Raw genomic sequence first — 21,896 nt, forward strand, 5'->3', positions numbered from 1 at the left:
TTTGCCGTCATGTGGCTGTCATCTAACGGTTATTTTTCTGTCATCCGCGCATGGCATGTTAGCTTCCGAACAAAAAACTGATTCTTTTCGCTCACGCGCTTTTACACCAGCTTTTTCAGGAGTTAGGCATGCTCACCTACGCTATTCGCAAAACCACGCTGTGCGTCGCATTGACCCTGGCGGTCAGCGCACAGGCGCTGGCGGCGACAGAAATCCCGTTCTGGCATTCGATGGAAGGCGAACTGGGTAAAGAAGTGGACTCTCTGGCGGATCGCTTCAACCAGTCGCACAGCGACGTCAAGATTGTGCCGGTTTATAAAGGCAACTACGAACAGAGCCTGGCGGCGGGCATCGCCGCTTACCGCTCCGGCAAGGCGCCGGCGATCCTGCAGGTTTACGAGGTGGGCACCGCCACCATGATGGCCAGCAAAGCCATCAAACCGGTCTATGAAGTGTTTAAAGAGGCCGGCATCAACTTCGACGAGTCGGTGTTCGTGCCGACGGTGGCCGGCTATTACACCGACAACAAGAGCGGCCATCTGCTGTCGCAGCCGTTCAACAGCTCCACGCCGGTGCTGTACTACAACAAAGACGCCTTCAAAAAGGCCGGCCTGAACCCGGAACAACCGCCGAAAACCTGGCAGGAACTGGCGGCGGATACCGCCAAACTGCGCGAAGCCGGCATGAAGTGCGGTTACGCCAGCGGCTGGCAGGGCTGGATCCAACTGGAGAACTTCAGCGCCTGGCACGGCGTGCCGTTCGCCAGTGAAAACAACGGCTTTGGCGGCACCAGCGCCAAGCTGGAGTTCAACCAACCGCTGCAGGTCAAACATATTGCGCTGCTCGAAGCGATGAACAAGAAGGGCGACTTCACCTATTTCGGCCGCAAAGACGAATCCACCGAGAAGTTTTATAACGGCGACTGCGCCATCACCACCGCCTCATCCGGTTCGTTGGCGGACATCAAGCACTACGCCAAATTCAACTACGGCGTCGGCATGATGCCGTACGACGCCGACGCGAAAAATGCGCCGCAAAACGCCATCATCGGCGGGGCCAGCCTGTGGGTGATGAACGGCAAAGACGCCGCCACCTACAAGGGCGTGGCCGAATTCCTGCAGTACCTGGCGCAGCCGGAAATCGCCGCCGAATGGCACCAGAAGACCGGCTATCTGCCGATCACCACCGCGGCTTACGATCTGACCAAGCAGCAGGGCTTCTACGACAAGAACCCGGGTGCTGACGTCGCCACTCGCCAGATGCTGAACAAGCCGCCGTTGCCGTTCACCAAGGGCCTGCGCCTGGGCAACATGCCGCAGATCCGCAGCGTGGTGGATGAGGAGCTGGAAGGCGTGTGGACCGGCAAGAAAACGCCTCAGCAGGCGTTGGACGCCGCCGTGCAGCGCGGTGACGTGCTGCTGCGCCGCTTCGAAGCTTCGACCAAGTAACCCCGCGTCGCGGGCCCGGTAGACCGGGCTCGCGTCTTCACGCCGATCCTTCCGTACCCGATTAATGGTTTAACTGCTATGTCATCTTCCCGTCCCGGTTTCGGCTGCAGCTGGTTGCCCTATGCGCTGGTGCTGCCGCAGCTGCTGATTACCGCCGTCTTCTTTTTATGGCCCGCCGGCGAAGCGCTGTGGTATTCGGTGCAGAGCCTCGATCCGTTCGGCCTGTCCAGCCAGTTTGTTGGGCTGGATAACTTTAAACAGCTGTTCCAGGATCCTTACTACCTCGACTCGTTCTACACCACGCTGTTCTTCAGCTTCCTGGTGGCCGGCATCGGGCTAGCGGTTTCGCTGTTCTTCGCTGCGCTGGTGGACTACGTGCTGCGCGGCAGCCGCCTCTATCGCACGCTGATGATCCTGCCCTACGCGGTGGCGCCGGCGGTGGCGGCGGTGCTGTGGATCTTTCTGTTCAACCCCGGTCTGGGGTTGATCACCCATTTCCTCAATGGTCTGGGCTATAACTGGAACCATGCGCAAAACAGCGGCCAGGCGATGTTCCTGGTGGTGCTGGCCTCGGTATGGCAGCAGATAAGCTATAACTTCCTGTTTTTCCTCGCGGCGCTGCAGTCGATCCCGCGTTCGCTGGTGGAAGCGGCGGCCATCGACGGCGCCGGCCCGGTGCGGCGTTTCTTCCATCTGGTGCTGCCGCTGATCGCGCCGGTGAGCTTCTTCCTGCTGGTGGTCAATCTGGTGTACGCCTTCTTCGATACTTTCCCGGTGATCGACGCCGCCACCGGCGGCGGGCCGGTGCAGTCCACCACCACGTTGATCTACAAGATCTACCGCGAAGGCTTCGCAGGGTTGGATCTTTCCAGTTCCGCCGCGCAGTCGGTGATCCTGATGTTGCTGGTGATCGGCCTGACGGTGATCCAGTTCCGCTTCGTTGAACGTAAGGTGCGCTACCAATGATTGAGAATCGACGCGGGCTGGATGTCTTCAGCCATGTGATGCTGATTATCGGCGTGCTGGTGGTGCTGTTCCCGCTGTACGTGGCCTTTGTCGCCGCCACGCTGGACGACAAACAGGTGTTTCAGGTGCCGATGACGCTGGTGCCCGGCGGCCACCTGTGGGAGAACATCCGCAACATTTGGCAGGGCGGCGTGGGCAACCTCAAAGTGCCGTTCTCGCTGCTGCTGCTCAACAGCGTGATCATGGCGCTGGCGATCACCTGCGGCAAGATCGCGGTGTCAGTGCTGTCGGCTTACGCCATCGTGTATTTCCGTTTCCCGCTGCGCAGCCTGTTTTTTTGGCTGATTTTCCTCACCCTGATGCTGCCGGTGGAAGTGCGCATTTTCCCGACGGTGGAGGTGATCTCCAACCTCAACCTGCTGGACAGCTATACCGGCCTGACGCTGCCGCTGATGGCCTCGGCCACCGCGACCTTCCTGCTGCGCCAGTTCTTCATGACGCTGCCGGATGAGCTGCTGGAGGCGGCGCGCATCGACGGCGCCGGGCCGATGCGTTTCTTCTGGGACATCGTGCTGCCGCTGTCGAAAACCAATCTGGCGGCGCTGTTCGTCATCACCTTTATCTACGGCTGGAACCAATACCTGTGGCCGATCCTGATCACCAGCGACGCCTCGATGGGCACCGCGGTGGCGGGCATCAAGAGCATGATCTCCACCTCCGGCGCGCCGACCCAGTGGAACCAGGTGATGGCGGCGATGATTCTGACTTTATTGCCACCGCTGGCGGTGGTGCTTCTGATGCAGCGCTGGTTTGTGCGCGGTCTGGTTGATAGCGAGAAATAACGACGATGGCAGGATTAAAACTACAGGCGGTCACCAAGTCTTACGACGGTAAAACGCCGGTGATCAAACAGATCGACCTCGATGTGGCGGACGGCGAATTCATCGTGATGGTCGGCCCGTCCGGCTGCGGCAAATCCACGCTGCTGCGGATGGTGGCCGGGCTGGAACGCACCACCAGCGGCGATATCTATATCGATACCCGGCGCGTGACCGATCTGGAGCCCAAGGATCGCGGCATCGCGATGGTGTTCCAGAACTACGCGCTCTATCCGCACATGAGCGTGTACGACAACATGGCCTACGGCCTCAAGATCCGCGGTTTCGGCAAGGAGCATATCCGCCAGCGGGTGGAGGAGGCGGCGCGCATCCTGGAGCTGGAGCCGCTGCTCAAACGCAAACCGCGCGAACTTTCCGGCGGCCAGCGCCAGCGCGTGGCGATGGGGCGCGCTATCGTGCGCGAACCGGCGGTATTCCTGTTCGATGAGCCGCTGTCCAACCTGGACGCCAAGCTGCGGGTGCAGATGCGCCTGGAGCTGCAACAGCTGCATCGTCGTCTGAAAACCACCAGCCTGTACGTCACCCACGATCAGGTGGAGGCGATGACGCTGGCGCAGCGGGTGATCGTAATGAACAAGGGCGTGGCGGAGCAGATCGGCACCCCGAGTGAAGTGTACCAACGGCCGGCTTCGCTGTTTGTCGCCGGCTTTATCGGATCGCCGGCGATGAACCTGCTGCCCGGCACCCTCAGTGCCGACGGCGGCCAGCTGCTGCTGGCGGACGGCATGGCGCTGCCGTTGCCGGCGGCCAAGCCGCAGTGGGCGGGGCGGTCGTTGACGCTGGGCGTTCGGCCGGAGCATATTCAGCTGGTGGCGCAAGGCCAGGGCGTGCCGCTGCAGCTGCAGACGCTGGAACTGCTGGGGGCCGACAATCTGGCGCACGGCCAGTGGGGCGGGCACGGGGTGATCGCGCGGCTGTCGCATGAAACCTTGCCGACGGCGGGCAGTACGCTATATTTGCAGCTGCCTGCTCAGGCGCTGCACTTCTTTGACACCCACAGCGGATTACGGATGGATTGATGACGAGACCCTGGCCTTACCCTCATATTGTCGCCCACCGCGGCGGCGGTTCTCTGGCGCCGGAAAACACCCTGGCGGCGATCAACGTCGGCGCGCGCCACGGCCACAAGATGATCGAGTTCGACGCCAAGCTGGCGCAGGACGGGCAAATTTTCCTGCTGCACGACGACACGCTGGATCGCACCAGCAACGGTTGGGGCGTGGCGGGCGAGCTGCCGTGGGACAAACTGGTGCAGCTGGACGCCGGCAACTGGTACAGTTCGGCCTTCAAGGGCGAGCGGCTGCCGCTGCTGTCGGAGGTGGCGGAACGCTGCCGGGAACACGGCCTGATGGCCAATATCGAGATCAAACCGACCACCGGCAGCGACGATGAAACCGGGCGGGTGGTGGCGCTGGCGGCGCGGTTGCTGTGGCAAGGGCAGACCGACCCGCTGCTCTCCTCCTTCTCGGTCGAAGCGCTGGCGGCGGCGCAACGCACCGTGCCGGACTTGCCGCGCGGCCTGCTGCTGGAGGCCTGGGACGACAACTGGCGCGAGCTGACGGAGCGTCTGGATTGCGTCTCGCTGCATATCGATCACAAAGCGCTGACCGCTGAGCGGGTGAAAGCGTTGAAAGACGCCGGTCTACGCATTCTGGTGTATACCGTCAACCAACCGGATCGCGCGCGTCTGCTGCTCGACTGGGGCGTTGACTGCATTTGCACCGACCGGATAGATTTGATTGGCCCGGATTTTTAATCCGGCGCCGATGAATCCCGCGACGACAAGCCTTGCCGCCGCACCACCGGAAGGAATGCGATGCCTGGCTTTATCCTGTCACTGTGGCACCAGATCGTGCTGTCTTTACCGCTGTTCGTCCTGATCGCGTTGGGTTATGGGCTGATTCGCTGGGGGAAATGGCCTTCCAGTATCACTGATGGCCTGACGCGCTTCGTGTTTTCCCTCGCCTTGCCCGCCATGCTGTTTCGCATGATGTGCGACTTCTCGCAGCGCCCGGCGGTCGACGCCCGGCTGCTGATCGCGTTCTTCGGCAGTTGCCTGCTGGTGTTCGTGCTCGGCCGCCTGGTCGCCCGGCACCTCTTCCGGCTGGATGGGGTCGCTGGTTCGGTGTTTGCGCTGGGCGGTATTTTCTCCAATAACGTGATGCTCGGTTTACCGATCGCCAGCGTGATGCTGGGGCAGGCGGCGATCCCGTCGGTAGCGCTGGTGCTGGTGTTCAACGGCCTGATCCTGTGGACGCTGGTGACGGTGTCGATCGAATGGGCGCGCAACGGCTCGCCGACGCTGAGCGGCTTTGCCAAAACCGCCCGCAGCGTGCTGACCAACCCGTTGATCGTCGGCATCCTGTCCGGCACCCTGTTCAGCCTGACCGGCCTGCCGCTGCCGGCCTTCGTCGATCGGCCGGTCAGCATGCTCGGCCAGGTGGCGGCACCGCTGTCGCTGGTGGTGCTCGGCATGGGCCTGGCGGAGTATCGCATCAGCGAAGGCTGGCAGCTGAGCAGCGCCATCTGCGTGCTGAAGTTGCTGGTGCAGCCGTTGGTGATTTGGCTGCTGGCCTGGATGATGGATCTGCCGCCGATGGAGACCCGCGTGGTGGTGCTGTTGGGCTCAATGGCGGTGGGGGTGAACGTCTACCTGATGTCGCGCCAGTTCAATACGCTCACCGGCCCGGCCGCCACCAGCTTGGTGATGTCCACCGTGCTGGCGGCGATCACCACGCCGCTGATCCTCACCGTTATGGGCGTGCGGGCGTAGCCGGCATCGGCGCCTGCGGCACCGCCGGCGCGGTGCGATTGAACGGATCGCGCGGCTGGTTGCCGTTAGGCAGCAGTTGCCCGCCGTTCGGCGCGGTTTGCAACAGCTGTTGCCGTTGATTGTCGAACTGTCGCTGCTGCTGGAGGCGGCGTTGATCCATCTGCCGGTTGTTCAACAAGCGCTGTTGTTGCGCCTGCTGGCTGTTTTGGTTGAGTAACTGCTGCTGTGAGCGCAGGTCGGTTACGCCGTTGGCCGCCGCCGCCAACCCAGGCAGCAACAGCAGAGCGAACAGAATGTGAGAAGTTTTCATGATGGTTACCTCGCCTTTTTATTAAGCCTAACTCAGCGGTGAAATTTTGCTGGTAGTTTGTATTTTGTTCAGATGTAAACCGCCTTTCATCCCCTTATGCGTCCATCTTCCGTTACAATCGCGGTTTATGAATTGTTAGGATGAACCCATCGTGCTGCTCTTGGTTATCACCACCATTCTGTGGGCGTTCTCTTTCAGCCTGATCGGCGAATATTTGGCGGGCCATGTCGACAGCTGGTTCTCGGTGCTGATGCGCATCGGGCTGGCGGCGCTGGTGTTCCTGCCGTTCCTGCGCTGGCGCAACATCAAACTCAAGGTGATCCTGCTGTATATGCTGGTGGGTGCCTTCCAGCTGGGCATCATGTACCTCATCAGCTTCCGCGCTTATCTCTATCTGACGGTGCCGGAGTTCCTGTTGTTCACCGTGCTGACGCCATTGTACATCACGCTGATCTACGACTTGCTGAGCGGCCGTCGCCTGCGCTGGGGCTACGCCTTCAGCGCGCTGCTGGCGGTGCTGGGCGCGGCGATCATTCGCTATCACCAACTGAGCGAACATTTTTGGTGGGGGCTGTTGCTGGTGCAGGCGGCGAACATCAGCTTCGCCATCGGCATGGTCGGCTATAAGCGCCTGATGGAAGTGCACCCCTTGCCGCAACATACCGCCTTTTCCTGGTTCTACCTGGGGGCGGCGGCAGTGGCGGTGGTGGCCTGGTTCCTGTGGGGCAACCCGCAGCAGCTGCCAACCACCAATCTGCAGTGGGGCGTGCTGATCTGGCTGGGCGTGGTAGCGTCTGGGCTGGGCTATTTCATGTGGAACTACGGCGCGACGCAGGTGGATGCCGGCACGCTCGGCATCATGAACAACATGCATGTGCCGGCCGGCTTGTTGGTCAACCTGGCCATTTGGCAGCAGCAGCCGCACTGGCCGAGCTTTATCCTCGGTGGGGCGGTGATCGTCGCTTCGCTGTGGGTGCACCGCCGCTGGGTGGCGCCGAAACAGCTCGGCTAAACGAGGGCCGGCAGTTTACACGCCGGCCGCCAACGCTTTGGCGCCGGTCGCGCCGGGGCGTGCGGCGTCGCGCACGAACGGCAGATGATCGCAGGCGTGCTGGCGGGCCGAGCGGATAAAGGCTTCGGTCACCGCCTGGCGCTGTTCGCCGTCGCGCACGGCGGCGTACAGGCGGCTCCACAGGCCGTCACCCAGGGTTTTGGTCACCACCAGCCCCTGCCGTTCGAAACTCTCCACCACCCAATGCGGCAGCGCCGCAATCCCCATCCGCGCCGATACCATCTGGATCAGCAGTAGCGTGTTATCGACGTTCTTCAATGCCGGGTTGACGCCCGCCGGCTGCAGGAAATGCCGCCAGATATCCAACCGCTGGCGCTGCACCGGGTAAATCAACAGCGTTTCATCGCTCAAGTCTTCCGGCTCGATGTGCGGCTTGCCGGCCAGCGGATGATCCGGCGCCAGCACCAGACGCACCTCGAAATCGAACATCGGCGAATAGTGCAGGCCGCTGCGCGGCAGAATATCCGACGTCATCACCAGATCCAGTTCGCCCTGTTGCAAGGCTGGCTGCGGATCGAAAGTCACGCCGGAAGTGAAGTCCATCATCACCTGCGGGAAACGCTGGCGGAAGTTGTCCAGCGCCGGCGTCAGCCACTGAATGCAGCTGTGGCATTCGATGGCGATGCGCAGCGTGGTTTGATGCGGCTCGTGGCAGGCCTGCAACGCCTGCTGGATCTGCGGCAGCACCTGTTCCGCCAGCTGCAGCAGGATCTCGCCCTGGGCGGTGAAGCGCAGGGGCTGGCTCTTGCGCACGAACAGCTTGAAGCCCAGACGTTGTTCAAGATCGCTGAACTGGTGCGACAGGGCAGACTGCGTCTGATGAAGTTGGGCCGCCGCCCCCGCCAACGAACCGCTGTTGCGCAGAGCCTGCAGCGTCCGTAAATGTTTCAGTTCGATCATGAGAGTCCTTCACATTGACAGTGAATAAATTGCGCTTGTGGTTAATACAGTACCTGCTGATTATGGATGTGTAAACATCTGGACGGCTAAATGGGGAATATGACGATGGCAATTTTGAATCACACACTGGGTTTTCCTCGCGTTGGGCTACGACGTGAGCTGAAAAAAGCTCAGGAAAGCTACTGGGCCGGCAACTCAACGCAGGAAGAGCTGTTGGCGGTTGGCCGCGAGCTGCGCGCTCGTCATTGGCAGCAGCAACGGCAGGCCGGGGTGGATTTGGTGCCGGTCGGCGATTTCGCCTGGTACGATCATGTGTTGACCACCAGCCTGCTGCTGGGCAACGTGCCGGCGCGCCATCAGAATGCGGATGGCTCTATTGATCTGGACACGCTGTTCCGCATCGGCCGTGGCCGCGCACCGACCGGCGAGCCGGCGGCCGCGGCGGAAATGACCAAATGGTTCAATACCAACTACCACTACATGGTGCCCGAATTCCAGCAAGGCCAGCAGTTCAAGCTGGGCTGGACCCAACTGCTGGACGAAGTGGACGAAGCGCTGGCGCTGGGGCATCACATCAAGCCGGTGTTGCTTGGCCCAGTGACTTATCTGTGGTTGGGTAAAGTGAAGGGCGAGCCGTTCGACCGCCTGTCGCTGCTGAAAGAGATCCTGCCGGTTTACCAGCAGGTGCTGGCGGAGCTGGCGAAGCGCGGCGTCGAGTGGGTGCAAATCGACGAACCTGCGCTGGTGCTGGAGCTGCCGCAAGCCTGGCTGGACGCCTTCAAACCGGCGTATGACGCGTTGCAGGGGCAGGTTAAGTTGCTGTTGACCACGTATTTCGACAGCGTCGGCCACAACCTCGACACCATTCGCACGCTGCCGGTGCAGGGGCTGCACGTCGATCTGGTCGCCGGCCATGACGATATCGCCGCGCTGAGCGCCGCATTGCCGCAAGACTGGCTGCTGTCGCTGGGCGTGATCAACGGCCGCAACGTTTGGCGCGCCGATCTGAGCCGCTGGTTCGAACGTCTGCAGCCGCTGGTGGGACAGCGCCCGCTGTGGATCGGCACCTCCTGTTCACTGCTGCACAGCCCGATCGATCTGAGCGTGGAAAGCCGTCTGGACGAAGAAGTGAAAAGCTGGTTCGCCTTCGCCCTGCAAAAATGCGCCGAGCTGGCGCTGTTGAGCTCGGCGCTGAACGCGCCTGACGCGACGAAACAGGCCGAGCTGGACGCCTACAGCGCGCCGATCCGCGCCCGTCGCCAGTCGAACCGCGTGCATAACCCACAGGTTGAGCGCCGTCTGGCCGCGATCACCGCGCAGGACTGCGAACGCCGCAGCGCGTACGCCGAGCGCGCCAGGGCGCAGCGCGAGCGTTTCAAGCTGCCGGCCTGGCCAACGACGACCATCGGTTCGTTCCCACAGACCACCGAAATCCGCGGCCTGCGTCTGGACTTCAAACAGGGCCGTTTGGACGGCAGCAACTACCGCACCAGCATCGGTGAGCACATCAAACAGGCGATCGTCGAGCAGGAGCGCCTCGGGCTGGACGTACTGGTGCACGGTGAAGCCGAGCGCAACGACATGGTGGAATATTTCGGTGAGAACCTCGACGGCTTCGTGTTTACCCAGAATGGTTGGGTGCAGAGCTACGGTTCCCGCTGCGTGAAGCCGCCGGTGATCATCGGTGACGTCAGCCGCCCGGAAGCCATTACCGTCGAATGGGCCAAATTCGCCCAGTCGTTGACCGACAAGCCGGTGAAAGGCATGTTGACCGGGCCGGTGACCATCCTGTGCTGGTCGTTCCCGCGTGAAGACGTGACCCGCGAAGTGATCGCCAAGCAGATTGCGCTGGCGCTGCGCGACGAGGTGGAAGATTTGGAAAAAGCCGGCATCGGCATCATTCAGATCGACGAACCTGCGCTGCGCGAGGGGCTGCCGCTGCGACAATCCGACTGGGCCGCCTACCTGAACTGGGCGGTGGACGCCTTCAAATTGAACGCCGCCGTGGCGCAGGATGACACCCAGATCCACACCCACATGTGTTACTGCGAGTTCAACGACATCATGGACTCCATCGCCGCGCTGGACGCCGACGTGATCACCATCGAGACCTCGCGTTCCGATATGGATCTGCTGGAAGCCTTCAAAGAGTTCGAATACCCGAACGAAATCGGGCCGGGCGTCTACGATATCCACTCGCCGAACGTGCCGAGCGTGGAATGGATCGAAGCGCTGCTGCGTAAAGCGGCGCAGAACATCCCGGCGGAACGCCTGTGGGTCAACCCCGATTGCGGCCTGAAAACTCGCGGTTGGCCTGAAACCCGGCAGTCGCTGGCCAACATGGTATTGGCGGCGCAGCGCCTGCGCGAGCACGCGTGATGCCGTGCGGCGGGTAAACCGCCGCAGATAGATTTACTGGTGTGATGATTGGGCGCTTCGGCGCCCTTTTTTATGCGAGGGGGATTACTTGACGCCGTGCTGGGCGAACCACGCCAGCATGCGCTGCCAGCCGTCTTCCGCCGCTTCGGCGTTGTAGCTGGGGCGATAGTCGGCGTTGAATGCGTGCCCGACGCCAGGATACACCACGATTTCGGCATCGGCGTTGGCGGCGCGGATCGCCTGACGCATGTTTTCCACCGTATCCAGCGGAATGCCGCTGTCCTGCCCGCCATACAGCCCCAGCACTGGCGTTGACAAGTGCGTGGCGATATCGACCGGATGCTTCGGCGAATTCAGCGTTTTTTCACCCACCAGTTTGCCGTACCAGGCGACGGCCGCTTTTAACTGCGGGTTGTGCGCCGCGTACAGCCAGGTAATGCGGCCGCCCCAGCAAAAACCGGTGATCGCCAGCTTGCCGGCGTCGCCGCCGTGGCGGATAGCCCAGTGCGCGGCGTGATCCAGATCCGACAGCACCTGACGATCCGGCACCTTGGTCACCAGCTGCTGGAACAGCTCGCCGATATCGGTGTAGTCGTTGGCGTCGCCCTGGCGGAAATAGAGCTCGGGAGCAATCGCCAGATAGCCCTGTTTGGCCAGACGGCGGCACAGATCCTGAATATGTTCATGGACGCCGAAGATTTCCTGCACCACCAGCACGATGGGGAAGGGGCCGTTGTGGTCGGCGGGTTTGGCGACGTAGGCCGGCAGCGCGTCTCCCTGGGAAGGAATAGTCGTTTGCCCGGCGTGAATGCCCTGTTCATCGGTGATAATCGCGGAGGCGGCTACCGGCGCGGCGGCCGGGGCGAATCCTCCCTGAGCCTGTTCTAATGTCATCACATGTTCGGTTTTCATTGCGGTCTCCGTGCAATAGAAAAAAGCGCTGAGATTAACTATAGGAAAGATTACCCATTATTGGCGCCGCGTGGCGCACTTTCGGACAAGTCGATAAAAAACGGCTAATTATCTGGCTTTACGGCATTTTTAAGCGCTTTTTATCATGTTATTACGCGTTTTGGCCCGCGTAAGTGCCATAAGGTGCGTTAGAGGGCTTTTTTGTCCCTAAGCAACCGATAAGATGGGGGTATTTCGAATTGATGAGCTAAATAGTTTCAGCCGGCAATCAACGGGCAGGGAGCGGCAAGGTTTGTCGGCTAGACTGAGGTTTAGCGGTGCGTTCTGGATGCCTTATAGTGCTTTTTTGTGATAAAAATCACAAAAAATATGTAGCATGTAATTTGTTTCTCTTTTCATAGTGACTATCGTCACGAAATTAAGCGGCGATTTTCAGTAGAGTGCTTTTTTGTTCCTCCCAATAAACATGATCCATGAGGAGTCTCGTATGTCTCAGTCTGATGTTTTTCATCTCGGCCTCACCAAGAACGATTTACAAGGGGCCCAGCTTGCCATCGTGCCGGGCGATCCGCAGCGCGTAGAGAAAATTGCCAAGCTGATGGAAAATCCGGTGCATCTGGCCTCCCATCGTGAATTCACCACCTGGCGCGCAGAGCTGGATGGCAAGGCGGTGATCGTCTGCTCCACCGGCATCGGCGGCCCGTCTACCTCTATCGCGGTGGAAGAGCTGGCGCAGCTGGGCATCCGCACCTTCCTGCGTATCGGCACCACCGGCGCCATTCAGGCGAACATCAACGTCGGCGACGTACTGGTGACTACGGCAGCGGTACGCCTCGACGGCGCCAGCCTGCACTTTGCGCCGATGGAGTTCCCGGCGGTCGCGGACTTCGCCTGCACCACCGCGCTGGTGGAAGCGGCCAAAGCCAGCGGCGCCACCACCCACATTGGCGTGACGGCTTCTTCCGATACCTTCTATCCGGGCCAGGAACGTTACGATACCTACTCTGGCCGCGTGGTCAGCCGTTTCAAAGGCTCGATGGAAGAATGGCAGGCGATGGGCGTGATGAACTATGAAATGGAATCCGCCACGCTGCTGACCATGTGCGCCAGCCAGGGCCTGCGCGCCGGCATGGTGGCCGGGGTGATCGTTAACCGCACCCAGCAAGAGATCCCGAACGCCGAGACCATGAAAAACACCGAAAGCAAAGCGGTGCAGATCGTGGTGGACGCCGCCCGCCGTCTGCTGTAATCACCTTCCCTCAACGGGCCGCCGACGCGGTCCGTTGAGATTGATGACAAACCTCATGCCATTGCCCGGTTTGCAGAAAGCAGCGGATAACAAACAGGGAAAATCAATTCATTGATTTTCGGCGGATAACCACAAAGGAGGAAAAACCGCGTTTTTTCCTCCTTTGTCAACGGAGTGAACGGGCCGCCGACGCGGTCCGTTTTTCCATTCGCGGCTAATCTGTTACGGTGATACTCCTCAGCGCTGCGCCGATGGCTGCCGCGCGTTGTCAGAACAAAAACAACGAGGACGTTTATGACCGCCCAGATCCTGCTTCATCCTTCGCTTGCGCCGCTCGACGGCGGCATTAACTTCCGTGACTTCGGCGGCAACGGCGTGGCCGACGGGCGCCGCATCAAACGCGGCCTGCTGTTCCGCTCCGGTTCTCTCGAGCGGCTGACGGAAAACGACTGCACTTTCCTCGCTGGGGTGCCGGTGCGTTCGGTGCTGGACTACCGCGATGCCGACGAAGTGCATGCCAAACCGGATATTCTGTGGAATGGCGCCGACTATCACCACGTGCCGGCCAACCCGCTGAGCAGCGAAGTCAACGCCAACCTGGAAAAGCTCACCAACGAAACGCTGGCCGCTTTCGACGCCCGGGCGTTCATGCTGGAGCTGTATCGCCGCCTGCCGTTCGGCAATGCGGCCTATCAGCGGTTGGCGCAGCTGTTGAGCAACCCCGGCGGCGGCGCGATCGTGCAACACTGCGCGGTCGGCAAGGATCGCACCGGGGTCGGTTCGGCGCTGGTGCTGTTCGCGCTGGGGGCCGACGAAGCGACGGTGCTGGAAGACTATCTGCTGACCGAAACCACGCTGGCCGCTTTCCGCGAGCAGATGCTGGATCAGCTGTCTATCAAGTTGAATGCGGCGGCGCTGGAGCAATTCGCCTACGTGCTCAGCGCGCGCGAGGAGTTCCTGATGACGGCGCTGGGCTGCATCCGCCAACAATACGGCTCCACCGACCGCTGGCTGGAAGCGGAATACGGCCTGGGCGCGGCCCAGCGCGAAGTGCTGCGGGCGTTCTACCTCGAGTAAATTGCCGCGTGTTTAGCCGGGGTTTAACTCGCCCCGGCTTATCCTAGGCGGCGAACCATCGCGTATCAGGAGCCCTGCATTGAGCCTCAATGACGTTATTAACTGGGTCAGCGACGTCGTGCGTCAGCACGAAGGCTGGGCCATTCCCATCATCTTCTTCCTGGCGTTCGGCGAGTCGCTGGCGTTTTTGTCGCTGCTGCTGCCGGCCACGGTGATCCTGCTGGCGCTGGGCGCGCTGATCGGCGAAAGCGGCATCGCCTTTTGGCCGATTTGGGCCGCCGCCGCCGCCGGGGCGTTTTTCGGCGACTGGCTCTCGTACTGGATCGGCTACCACTATCAGGATCGGGTGGCCCATATGTGGCCGCTGTCGCGCAATCCGCAGCTGCTGGCGCGCGGCCACGCCTTCTTTGAGCGCTGGGGCGTGCTGGGCATTTTCATTGGCCGCTTCTTCGGCCCGCTGCGCGCCGTGGTGCCGCTGGTGGGGGGCATTTGCGGCATGCCGCAGCGCTACTTCCAGTTGGCCAACGTCACGTCGGCGATGATCTGGGCGTTCGGCATTCTGGCGCCGGGGGCCTTCGGCATCAAGTGGCTCAGCCAGTGGCTGGGCTGATTTCTCGCTAAATTGCGCAGCGCCGCGCAATATTGTGCGCGGCGGGCAAAATCAGGCTGGACATCCATACAGCCTCCCCTTAACGTGACGGGCAATGGGCGTGCGAAACGCCGGAACGGCAAGGTGCAACAGGAGGCAGGGTGGATACCAGTCTGATTTATGGGATTGGCGGCGTCGCGATCGGCATGCTGTTAGGGTGGCTGATCGCCAGTCTGCGAGTGCAGCAGACGAACGCGCAACATGAAACCGAACTGCGGTTGCTGGAGCAAGCGTTGCAGCAGGCGCAGCAGGAGACGGCCGTGCGGCAGGAGGCCCTGCTGCGCCACGAACAGCAGTCGCGCCAGAACGAGCTGGAGCTGCGCAACCTGCACAGCCAGCTGGCGGCCGGGCATGAAAAACTGCAACAGCTCAACCATTGGCGCAACGAATGCGAGCTGCTCAACCAAGAGCTGCGCGCCCAGCGCGAGGTGAACAGCGCGCAGGAGGCCGAGCTGCGCGAAGTCACCATCCGTCTGGAAGAGACGCGCATGGCGGCGGAGGAGAAGCAGCGTCTGCTGATCAACAGCGAACAGCGCCTCACTACCCAGTTTGAAAACCTCGCCAACCGCATTTTTGAACACAGCGGCCGCAAGGTGGACGAGCAAAATAAGCAAAGTTTGGATCGGTTACTGCTGCCGCTGCGCGAACAACTGGACGGTTTCCGCCGGCAGGTGCAGGACAGCTTTGGCCAGGAGGCGCGTGAGCGCCATACGCTGACGCACGAGATACGCAATCTGCAGCAGTTGAATGCGCAAATGGCGCGCGAGGCCATCAACCTCACCAAGGCGCTGAAAGGCGACAACAAGACCCAGGGCAACTGGGGTGAAGTGGTGCTGAGCCGGGTGCTGGAGGCCTCCGGCCTGCGCGAAGGGCACGAGTATGAAACGCAGGTCAACGTGCGGGTAGATCATCAGAGTCGCATGCAGCCCGATGTGATCGTGCGCCTGCCGCAGGGCAAGGATGTCGTGATCGACGCCAAGATGTCGCTGATCGCCTACGAGCGCTATTTCAACGGTGAAGACGAGGCGGAGCGCGAAGCGGCGCTGAGCGAACATATCGCTTCGCTGCGTGGCCACATTCGCATGCTGGGCCGTAAGGACTACCAGCAGCTGCCGGGGCTGCGTTCGCTGGACTATGTGCTGATGTTCATTCCGGTCGAGCCGGCCTTCCTGCTGGCTATCGATCGCGAGCCGGAGCTGATCAGCGAAGCGCTCAAGCACAACATCATGCTGGTCAGCCCGACCACGTTGCTGGTGGCGCTGCGTACCATCACCAACCTGTGGCGCTATGAGCATCAGAGCCAGAATGCCCAGCGCATCGCCGAGCGCGCGGCGAAACTGTATGACAAGATGCGGCTGTTCGTGGACGATATGTCCGCGCTGGGGCAGAGCCTGGACAAGGCGCAGGGCAGTTATCGTCAGGCGATGAACAAACTGAGCGAAGGCCGTGGTAATCTTATCGGCCAAATTGAAGGTTTCCGTGCGCTGGGGGTTGAGGTCAAGCGGCCGATAAACCCGCTGCTGGCGCAGCAAGCCGGCGCGCAACACGATGAAGCGGAAGAGGCGAACGACGACGAGGTTGCCGCGCTGCCGCAGACGAACGACGATGATGATACCACCGGGGAACCGGGCTTCGTTTCGCACGGCTGAGGCCGTGGCGAGGTGGGGTATTCCTCGGGCTTCTGGTACACTCATCCACACAAAATTGACTGAATAGCAGGCAGGACAATGGCAGATCAATCGCAGGAAACCACCGATTTCGGTTTTCGCACCGTCGCTAGAGACGAAAAACAGGCCATGGTGGCGGACGTTTTTCATTCGGTAGCGGCAAAGTATGACGTGATGAACGACCTGATGTCGTTCGGCATCCACCGTATCTGGAAGCGTTTCACCATTGACTGCAGCGGCGTGCGCCGCGGGCAGCGCGTGCTGGATCTGGCCGGTGGCACCGGCGACCTGGCCGCCAAGTTCTCCCGCATGGTTGGCGAGCAGGGGCAGGTGGTGCTGGCGGACATCAACGATTCGATGCTGAAGATGGGGCGCGAGAAGCTGCGCGATCGCGGCATCGTCGGCAACATCAATTACGTGCAGGCCAACGCCGAGGCGCTGCCGTTCCCGGACAATTACTTCGATTGCATCACCATCTCCTTTGGCCTGCGTAACGTCACCGACAAAGACAAAGCGCTGCGTTCGATGTTCCGCGTGCTGAAGCCGGGCGGCCGCCTGTTGGTGCTGGAGTTCTCCAAACCGCTGCTGGCGCCGCTGAGCAAAGCTTACGACGCATACTCTTTCCACGTGCTGCCGAAGATCGGCGAGCTGGTAGTGAAAGATCCGGACAGCTATCGCTATCTGGCGGAATCGATCCGTATGCACCCCGATCAGGAAACCCTGAAGGGCATGATGGGCAACGCCGGTTTTGAAAACGTCACCTATTTCAACCTGACCGGTGGGATTGTCGCCCTGCATCGCGGCTTCAAGTTCTGAGAGGGAGATGCCGATGCTGTTTACCCCTCTGCTGACCGGTGCGCTGGAAACCTCGCTGAATAACCTGCTGTTTCGCGATCGCAGCATGAAAGCCGCTCGCCAACGCCTGGCGGGCAAGGTGCTGCGCATCGAACTGGAAGAGTTGGCTTCACCGCTGGTGCTGGTGTTCAGCGAACTGCGCGTGGATGTGCTGGGGCAGTCTGAAGACAGCGCCGATTGCACGGTGCGCAGCCGCATTCCCTCCTTACTGAAGCTGCGCGATCGCCAGCAGTTGCCGGTGCTGATGCGCAGCGGCGAATTGACGGTGGAAGGGGATATTCAGGTGGTGCAACAGCTGGTTGGCCTGCTCGATCTGGCGGAGTGGGATCCGGCGGAATGGCTGGCGCCCTATATCGGCGATATCGCCGCTCAAGGCATTACGCAGGCGCTGGGCAAAGGTGCTTCGTTACTCAAGGCCGGATTGATGCGTCGGCAGCAAGACATGGCTGAGGCGCTGACGGAAGAGTGGCGTCTGGCGCCGGGGCCGCTGGAAGTGGTGTGGTTCAATGAAGAAGTGGATGCGCTCGCCCGCAGCGCGGAAGCGCTGATTGCCCGCATGGATAAGTTGGAGGGCAAGCGATGACCCCAGGCGAACTGCGCCGTTTGTATTTTATCGTCCGCGTTTTTCTCAGCTATGGGCTGGACGAGCTGATCCCGACAATGCGTTTGACGCTGCCGCTGCGCTTCGGCCGCCGGCTGCTGTTCTGGATGCCTAATCGGCACAAGGACAAACCGCTGGGCGAACGTCTGCGGCTGGCGCTGCAGGAATTGGGGCCGGTCTGGATCAAGTTCGGCCAGATGATGTCGACCCGCCGCGATCTGTTCCCGCCGCACATTGCCGATCAGCTGACGCTGCTGCAGGATCGGGTGGCGCCTTTCGACGGTGCGCTGGCGCGCAAGCATATCGAGCTGGCGATGGGCGGCCCGCTGGAAACCTGGTTCGACGACTTCGAGCAGCAGCCGCTGGCGTCCGCCTCGATCGCGCAGGTGCATACCGCGCGGCTGAAAACCACCGGCCAGGAAGTGGTGCTGAAGGTGATCCGGCCGGATATCGGGCCGATTATCAAAGCCGACGTGCGCTTGATGTACCGGCTGGCAGGCTGGGTGCCGAAGCTGTTGCCGGACGGCCGCCGCCTGCGTCCGCGCGAAGTGGTGCGCGAGTACGAAAAAACCCTGCTGGACGAATTGAACCTGCTGCGCGAAGCGGCCAACGCCATTCAGCTGCGTCGCAATTTCGACGGCAGCCCGATGCTGTACGTGCCGGAAGTTTACTCCGACTACTGCCGCGAAAGCGTGTTGGTGATGGAGCGTATCTACGGCATTCCGGTCTCGGACATCGCCACGCTGGAGCAGCAGGGCACCAACATGAAACTGTTGGCGGAACGCGGCGTTCAGGTGTTCTTTACCCAGGTATTCCGCGACAGCTTCTTCCATGCGGACATGCATCCCGGTAATATTTTCGTCAGCTACGAACATCCGGAAGATCCTTGCTACATCGGCATCGACTGCGGCATCGTCGGTTCGTTGAACAAGGATGACAAACGCTATCTGGCGGAAAACTTCATCGCCTTCTTCAACCGCGATTACCGCAAGGTGGCGGAACTGCACGTCGACTCCGGCTGGGTGCCGCGCGACACCAACGTGGAAGACTTCGAATTCGCCATCCGTACCGTGTGCGAACCGATTTTCGAGAAGCCGCTGGCGGAGATCTCCTTCGGCAACGTGCTGCTGAACCTGTTCAACACCGCGCGCCGCTTCAATATGGAAGTGCAGCCGCAGCTGGTGTTATTGCAGAAGACCTTGCTGTATGTTGAAGGGCTGGGGCGTCAGCTTTACCCGCAGTTGGATCTGTGGACCACCGCCAAGCCGTTCCTCGAGAGTTGGCTGCGCGATCAGGTCGGCATTCCCGCCGTGGTGCGCGCGCTGAAAGAGAAGGCGCCGTTCTGGGCGGAGAAACTGCCCGAGCTGCCCGAGCTGTTTTACGACAGCCTGCAGCAGCATAAACTGTTGCAACAAAGCGTTGATAAGCTGACCAACCAGATGCAGGCTCAGCGGGTTCGTCAGGGGCAGTCACGTTATTTGTTCGGCGTTGGCGCTACACTGTTGGTAAGCGGCACGCTGTTGCTGCTGGGGCAAATCGAGGTGTTCCCCGCCTGGATGATGGCCGCCGGCATCGTATGCTGGGTGATTGGCTGGAAGCGAACCACCTGATTTAATTCGTTACTCTGGTAAAGTCGGCTCTATAATGCGGGCTGGCTTTAAAAGACCCCTTAAAATTAGAGGTAATTAAAATGGGCGGTATTAGTATTACGCAATTGTTGATCATCGCAGTGATCGTGGTGCTGCTGTTCGGCACCAAAAAACTGCGCACGCTGGGTTCCGATCTCGGCGCCTCGATCAAGGGCTTCAAAAAAGCGATCGGTGACGATACGCCGTCGACCCCCAACACGGCTGAAAAAAGCAGCCTGGATGACGCTGATTTCTCGGCCAAGCCTATTACCGATAAGCAGCCGGAAGTGAAACCGGAAGAGTCGAAGAACAAAGAGCAGGTATAAACCGTGTTTGACATTGGGTTTAGTGAGCTGCTGCTGGTGCTGGTGATCGGCCTGGTTGTTCTGGGGCCGGAACGCTTGCCGGTTGCGGTCAGAACGGTATCGGGCTGGATCCGCGCGCTGCGCTCGCTGGCGGCCTCGGTGCAGCACGAACTGTCTCAGGAGCTGAAGCTGCAGGAGCTGCAGGACAGCCTGAAGAAAGCCGAACAGGCCGGCCTGCAGAACCTGACGCCGGAGTTGAAGGCGTCGATGGATGAGCTGAAAGACGCGGCGGAATCCTTGAAACGCACCTACCGGGGCGAGAAAGAAGAGCTGGCGAACACCATCCATAACCCGCAGGCCATCGATCCGGAAGCCTTGCACGACGGCGTGACGCCGGCGGAAGCGGCAACCAGCGCCAGCGCGCCCGCCGCCGTGCCAAAACCGGCAGTGGAACCTGAAGCCGTCGTGGCTGCGCCAGTGGCGGCGCAACCGGCTAAAGCGCCGGTGGAAACAGCGCCTGCTCCTGTCGAACCTGTTGCGGATAAAACCCCAGCGTCTCACCAACCTAGTGGCGATCGTTAATACATGGCTGTTGAAGATACCCAACCCCTTATCAGTCATCTGATAGAGCTGCGCAAGCGGCTGTTGAACTCGATTATTTGCGTACTGGCGGTGTTCGTGGTGCTGGTGTTTTTCGCCAACGACATCTACCAGCTGGTTTCTGCGCCGCTGCTCAAGCAGTTGCCGGCCGGCGCGAGCATGATCGCCACCGACGTGGCGTCACCGTTTTTCACCCCGATCAAGCTGACCATGATCGTTTCGGTGTTCGTCTCCGCGCCGATGATCCTGTATCAGGTATGGGCGTTTATCGCGCCTGCGCTGTACAAGCATGAACGCCGCCTGATGATGCCGTTGCTGGTGTCCAGCAGCCTGTTGTTTTACCTCGGCATGGCCTTCGCCTACTTCATCGTGTTCCCGCTGGCCTTCGGCTTCTTCGCCAAGACCGCGCCGATGGGGGTGACCATTGCGACCGACATTAAAAACTACCTCGATTTCGTCATGGCGCTGTTTATGGCGTTTGGCGTCGCCTTCGAAGTGCCGGTCGCCATCATTCTGCTGTGCTGGAGCGGCGTCACTTCGCCGGAAGACCTGAAGAAGAAACGGCCGTATGTGTTGGTCGGCGCGTTTGTGGTCGGCATGTTGTTGACGCCGCCGGACGTGTTCTCGCAAACCCTGCTGGCGATACCGATGTATCTGCTGTTTGAAGTGGGGGTATTCTTCGCTCGCTTCTATACCGGCAAACGCCGTCCGCAGGCGGAAGACGACGACGAGGGTGACGAACCCCCAGCGCCCTGATCCACATTGATTGCGAAGCCGCCCATAGGGCGGCTTTTGCTTTGGAAAAAACCATGTTTGATATCGGCGTTAACCTCACCAGCAGCCAATTCGCCAAAGACCACGAGACCGTGGTGGAGCGCGCCCGCGCGGCGGGCGTTACCGGGATGTTGATTACCGGCACCGATCTGCCTGAGAGCCGCGAGGCCGCCATGCTGGCGCAGCAGCATGCGGGCTATTGCTGGTCCACCGCCGGTGTGCATCCGCATAACGCCGGCAGCTGGGATGAACGCAGCGCCGAGCAGATTTATGCCCTGGCCGCCGGCCCAGAAGTGGTGGCGATCGGTGAATGCGGTCTGGATTTCAACCGCAACTTCTCGACGCCGGAGCAGCAGGAAGCGGCGTTCAGCGCGCAACTGGCGCTGGCGGCGGAGTTGGCGCTGCCGGTGTTTCTTCACTGTCGCGACGCACACGCACGTTTTGCCGAGCTACTGACGCCGTGGTTGGATAAACTGCCCGCGGCCGTGGTGCACTGCTTCACCGGCACCGCCGAAGAATTAGCAAGCTGCCTGTCGCTGGGCCTGTCGATCGGGATTACCGGTTGGGTATGCGACGAGCGGCGCGGTCTGGAATTGCGCGCCCTGCTGCCGCAGATCCCGGCTGAGCGTCTGCTGCTGGAAACTGACGCTCCTTATCTGTTGCCCCGGGATTTACAGCCTAAACCCGCATCTCGCCGCAACGAACCCTGTTTCCTGCCCCACATCGTGCATCAGGTCGCCGTCTGGCGGCAGGAAGAGCCGCAATGGCTGGGGCAAAAAACCGATGAGAACGCCCGCCGGCTATTCCGGCTGGTTTGAGCTAGGAGAAAACT

At 61.0% G+C, this 21,896-nt stretch carries 22 protein-coding genes; 19 read left to right on the top strand and 3 right to left on the bottom strand.

The window, feature by feature from the left end; translation table 11 throughout:
• The first annotated feature begins 128 nt into the window (after positions 1–128).
• From ugpB to ACUTQY_RS20115, 6 genes are all read left to right on the top strand, one after another.
• Positions 129–1,448: a sn-glycerol-3-phosphate ABC transporter substrate-binding protein UgpB gene (ugpB, locus tag ACUTQY_RS20090; protein WP_033644983.1), complete on the top strand. Its 1,320-nt coding sequence runs from the start codon at positions 129–131 to the stop codon at positions 1,446–1,448.
• A gap of 78 nt (positions 1,449–1,526) precedes the next feature.
• Positions 1,527–2,414 carry a sn-glycerol-3-phosphate ABC transporter permease UgpA gene (ugpA, locus tag ACUTQY_RS20095; protein WP_342188422.1) on the top strand — a complete coding sequence of 296 codons (888 nt, stop codon included), beginning with the start codon at positions 1,527–1,529 and terminating at the stop codon, positions 2,412–2,414.
• The gene (gene ugpE, locus ACUTQY_RS20100; protein ID WP_033638989.1) at positions 2,411–3,256 is read left to right on the top strand and encodes a sn-glycerol-3-phosphate ABC transporter permease UgpE; all 846 of its coding nucleotides are present in this window, start codon (positions 2,411–2,413) and stop codon (positions 3,254–3,256) included. Before ugpA ends, ugpE begins: the two co-directional genes overlap by 4 nt.
• A 5-nt stretch (positions 3,257–3,261) precedes the next feature.
• The gene (locus ACUTQY_RS20105; RefSeq protein WP_046688059.1) at positions 3,262–4,332 is read left to right on the top strand and encodes a sn-glycerol-3-phosphate import ATP-binding protein UgpC; all 1,071 of its coding nucleotides are present in this window, start codon (positions 3,262–3,264) and stop codon (positions 4,330–4,332) included.
• Positions 4,332–5,069 (top strand): glycerophosphodiester phosphodiesterase, encoded by a 738-nt coding sequence (gene ugpQ / locus ACUTQY_RS20110; RefSeq protein WP_047573114.1) that lies wholly within the window; start codon positions 4,332–4,334, stop codon positions 5,067–5,069. Before ACUTQY_RS20105 ends, ugpQ begins: the two co-directional genes overlap by 1 nt.
• 60 nt (positions 5,070–5,129) lie before the next feature.
• A complete protein-coding gene (locus tag ACUTQY_RS20115) occupies positions 5,130–6,086 on the top strand; it encodes an AEC family transporter (protein ID WP_046688061.1) in 957 nt (318 codons plus the stop codon).
• Here ACUTQY_RS20115 and ACUTQY_RS20120 read toward each other — a convergent pair.
• Positions 6,067–6,396 (bottom strand): hypothetical protein, encoded by a 330-nt coding sequence (locus ACUTQY_RS20120; RefSeq protein ID WP_033652650.1) that lies wholly within the window; start codon positions 6,394–6,396, stop codon positions 6,067–6,069. The genes ACUTQY_RS20115 and ACUTQY_RS20120 overlap by 20 nt on opposite strands.
• A 151-nt stretch (positions 6,397–6,547) precedes the next feature.
• Here ACUTQY_RS20120 and ACUTQY_RS20125 point away from each other — a divergent pair, with 151 nt between their 5' ends.
• Positions 6,548–7,408 carry a carboxylate/amino acid/amine transporter gene (locus ACUTQY_RS20125; protein WP_033652651.1) on the top strand — a complete coding sequence of 287 codons (861 nt, stop codon included), beginning with the start codon at positions 6,548–6,550 and terminating at the stop codon, positions 7,406–7,408.
• 15 nt (positions 7,409–7,423) lie between these two features.
• Here ACUTQY_RS20125 and metR read toward each other — a convergent pair whose 3' ends face one another.
• Entirely contained in the window at positions 7,424–8,368 is a 945-nt protein-coding gene (gene metR, locus ACUTQY_RS20130; RefSeq protein ID WP_046688062.1) for an HTH-type transcriptional regulator MetR, read from the bottom strand.
• A gap of 90 nt (positions 8,369–8,458) precedes the next feature.
• On the opposite strand from metR, the gene metE reads away from it, so the two are divergent.
• Complete coding sequence (metE, locus tag ACUTQY_RS20135; protein ID WP_083223815.1) at positions 8,459–10,747, top strand: 5-methyltetrahydropteroyltriglutamate--homocysteine S-methyltransferase; 2,289 nt, start codon at positions 8,459–8,461, stop codon at positions 10,745–10,747.
• Positions 10,748–10,831: 84 nt separating this feature from the next.
• Here metE and ACUTQY_RS20140 read toward each other — a convergent pair whose 3' ends face one another.
• A complete protein-coding gene (locus ACUTQY_RS20140; RefSeq protein WP_033644976.1) occupies positions 10,832–11,659 on the bottom strand; it encodes a dienelactone hydrolase family protein in 828 nt (275 codons plus the stop codon).
• 487 nt (positions 11,660–12,146) lie between these two features.
• Between ACUTQY_RS20140 and udp the strand changes: the two genes are divergently transcribed.
• From udp to tatD, 11 genes are all read left to right on the top strand, one after another.
• Positions 12,147–12,908 carry a uridine phosphorylase gene (gene udp, locus ACUTQY_RS20145; protein ID WP_004934432.1) on the top strand — a complete coding sequence of 254 codons (762 nt, stop codon included), beginning with the start codon at positions 12,147–12,149 and terminating at the stop codon, positions 12,906–12,908.
• A gap of 294 nt (positions 12,909–13,202) precedes the next feature.
• Positions 13,203–13,985, top strand: a complete 783-nt coding sequence (locus tag ACUTQY_RS20150; protein WP_046688063.1) for a tyrosine-protein phosphatase — start codon at positions 13,203–13,205, stop codon at positions 13,983–13,985.
• Positions 13,986–14,064: 79 nt separating this feature from the next.
• Positions 14,065–14,595, top strand: coding sequence for a DedA family protein (locus tag ACUTQY_RS20155; RefSeq protein ID WP_004934438.1), 531 nt, complete (start codon positions 14,065–14,067; stop codon positions 14,593–14,595).
• A gap of 140 nt (positions 14,596–14,735) precedes the next feature.
• Positions 14,736–16,283: a DNA recombination protein RmuC gene (gene rmuC, locus ACUTQY_RS20160; protein ID WP_033644974.1), complete on the top strand. Its 1,548-nt coding sequence runs from the start codon at positions 14,736–14,738 to the stop codon at positions 16,281–16,283.
• A 78-nt stretch (positions 16,284–16,361) separates the two neighbouring features.
• A complete protein-coding gene (gene ubiE, locus ACUTQY_RS20165; protein ID WP_004934443.1) occupies positions 16,362–17,117 on the top strand; it encodes a bifunctional demethylmenaquinone methyltransferase/2-methoxy-6-polyprenyl-1,4-benzoquinol methylase UbiE in 756 nt (251 codons plus the stop codon).
• Between the two features lie 13 nt (positions 17,118–17,130).
• A complete protein-coding gene (gene ubiJ, locus ACUTQY_RS20170; RefSeq protein WP_033644973.1) occupies positions 17,131–17,739 on the top strand; it encodes a ubiquinone biosynthesis protein UbiJ in 609 nt (202 codons plus the stop codon).
• Positions 17,736–19,367, top strand: coding sequence for a ubiquinone biosynthesis regulatory protein kinase UbiB (ubiB, locus tag ACUTQY_RS20175; RefSeq protein ID WP_033644971.1), 1,632 nt, complete (start codon positions 17,736–17,738; stop codon positions 19,365–19,367). The genes ubiJ and ubiB overlap by 4 nt, the downstream gene beginning before the upstream one ends.
• Before the next feature lie 80 nt (positions 19,368–19,447).
• Positions 19,448–19,711, top strand: a complete 264-nt coding sequence (gene tatA, locus ACUTQY_RS20180) for a Sec-independent protein translocase subunit TatA (protein ID WP_004934452.1) — start codon at positions 19,448–19,450, stop codon at positions 19,709–19,711.
• 3 nt (positions 19,712–19,714) lie between these two features.
• Positions 19,715–20,272, top strand: a complete 558-nt coding sequence (gene tatB / locus ACUTQY_RS20185; RefSeq protein WP_033644970.1) for a Sec-independent protein translocase protein TatB — start codon at positions 19,715–19,717, stop codon at positions 20,270–20,272.
• 3 nt (positions 20,273–20,275) lie between these two features.
• On the top strand, positions 20,276–21,046 hold the full coding sequence (gene tatC / locus ACUTQY_RS20190) for a Sec-independent protein translocase subunit TatC (RefSeq protein ID WP_033644968.1): 771 nt from the start codon (positions 20,276–20,278) through the stop codon (positions 21,044–21,046).
• Between the two features lie 53 nt (positions 21,047–21,099).
• Entirely contained in the window at positions 21,100–21,882 is a 783-nt protein-coding gene (gene tatD / locus ACUTQY_RS20195; RefSeq protein WP_445583313.1) for a 3'-5' ssDNA/RNA exonuclease TatD, read from the top strand.
• Positions 21,883–21,896 lie beyond the last annotated feature (14 nt).

Source organism: Serratia sp. TSA_130.1, from assembly GCF_052691795.1.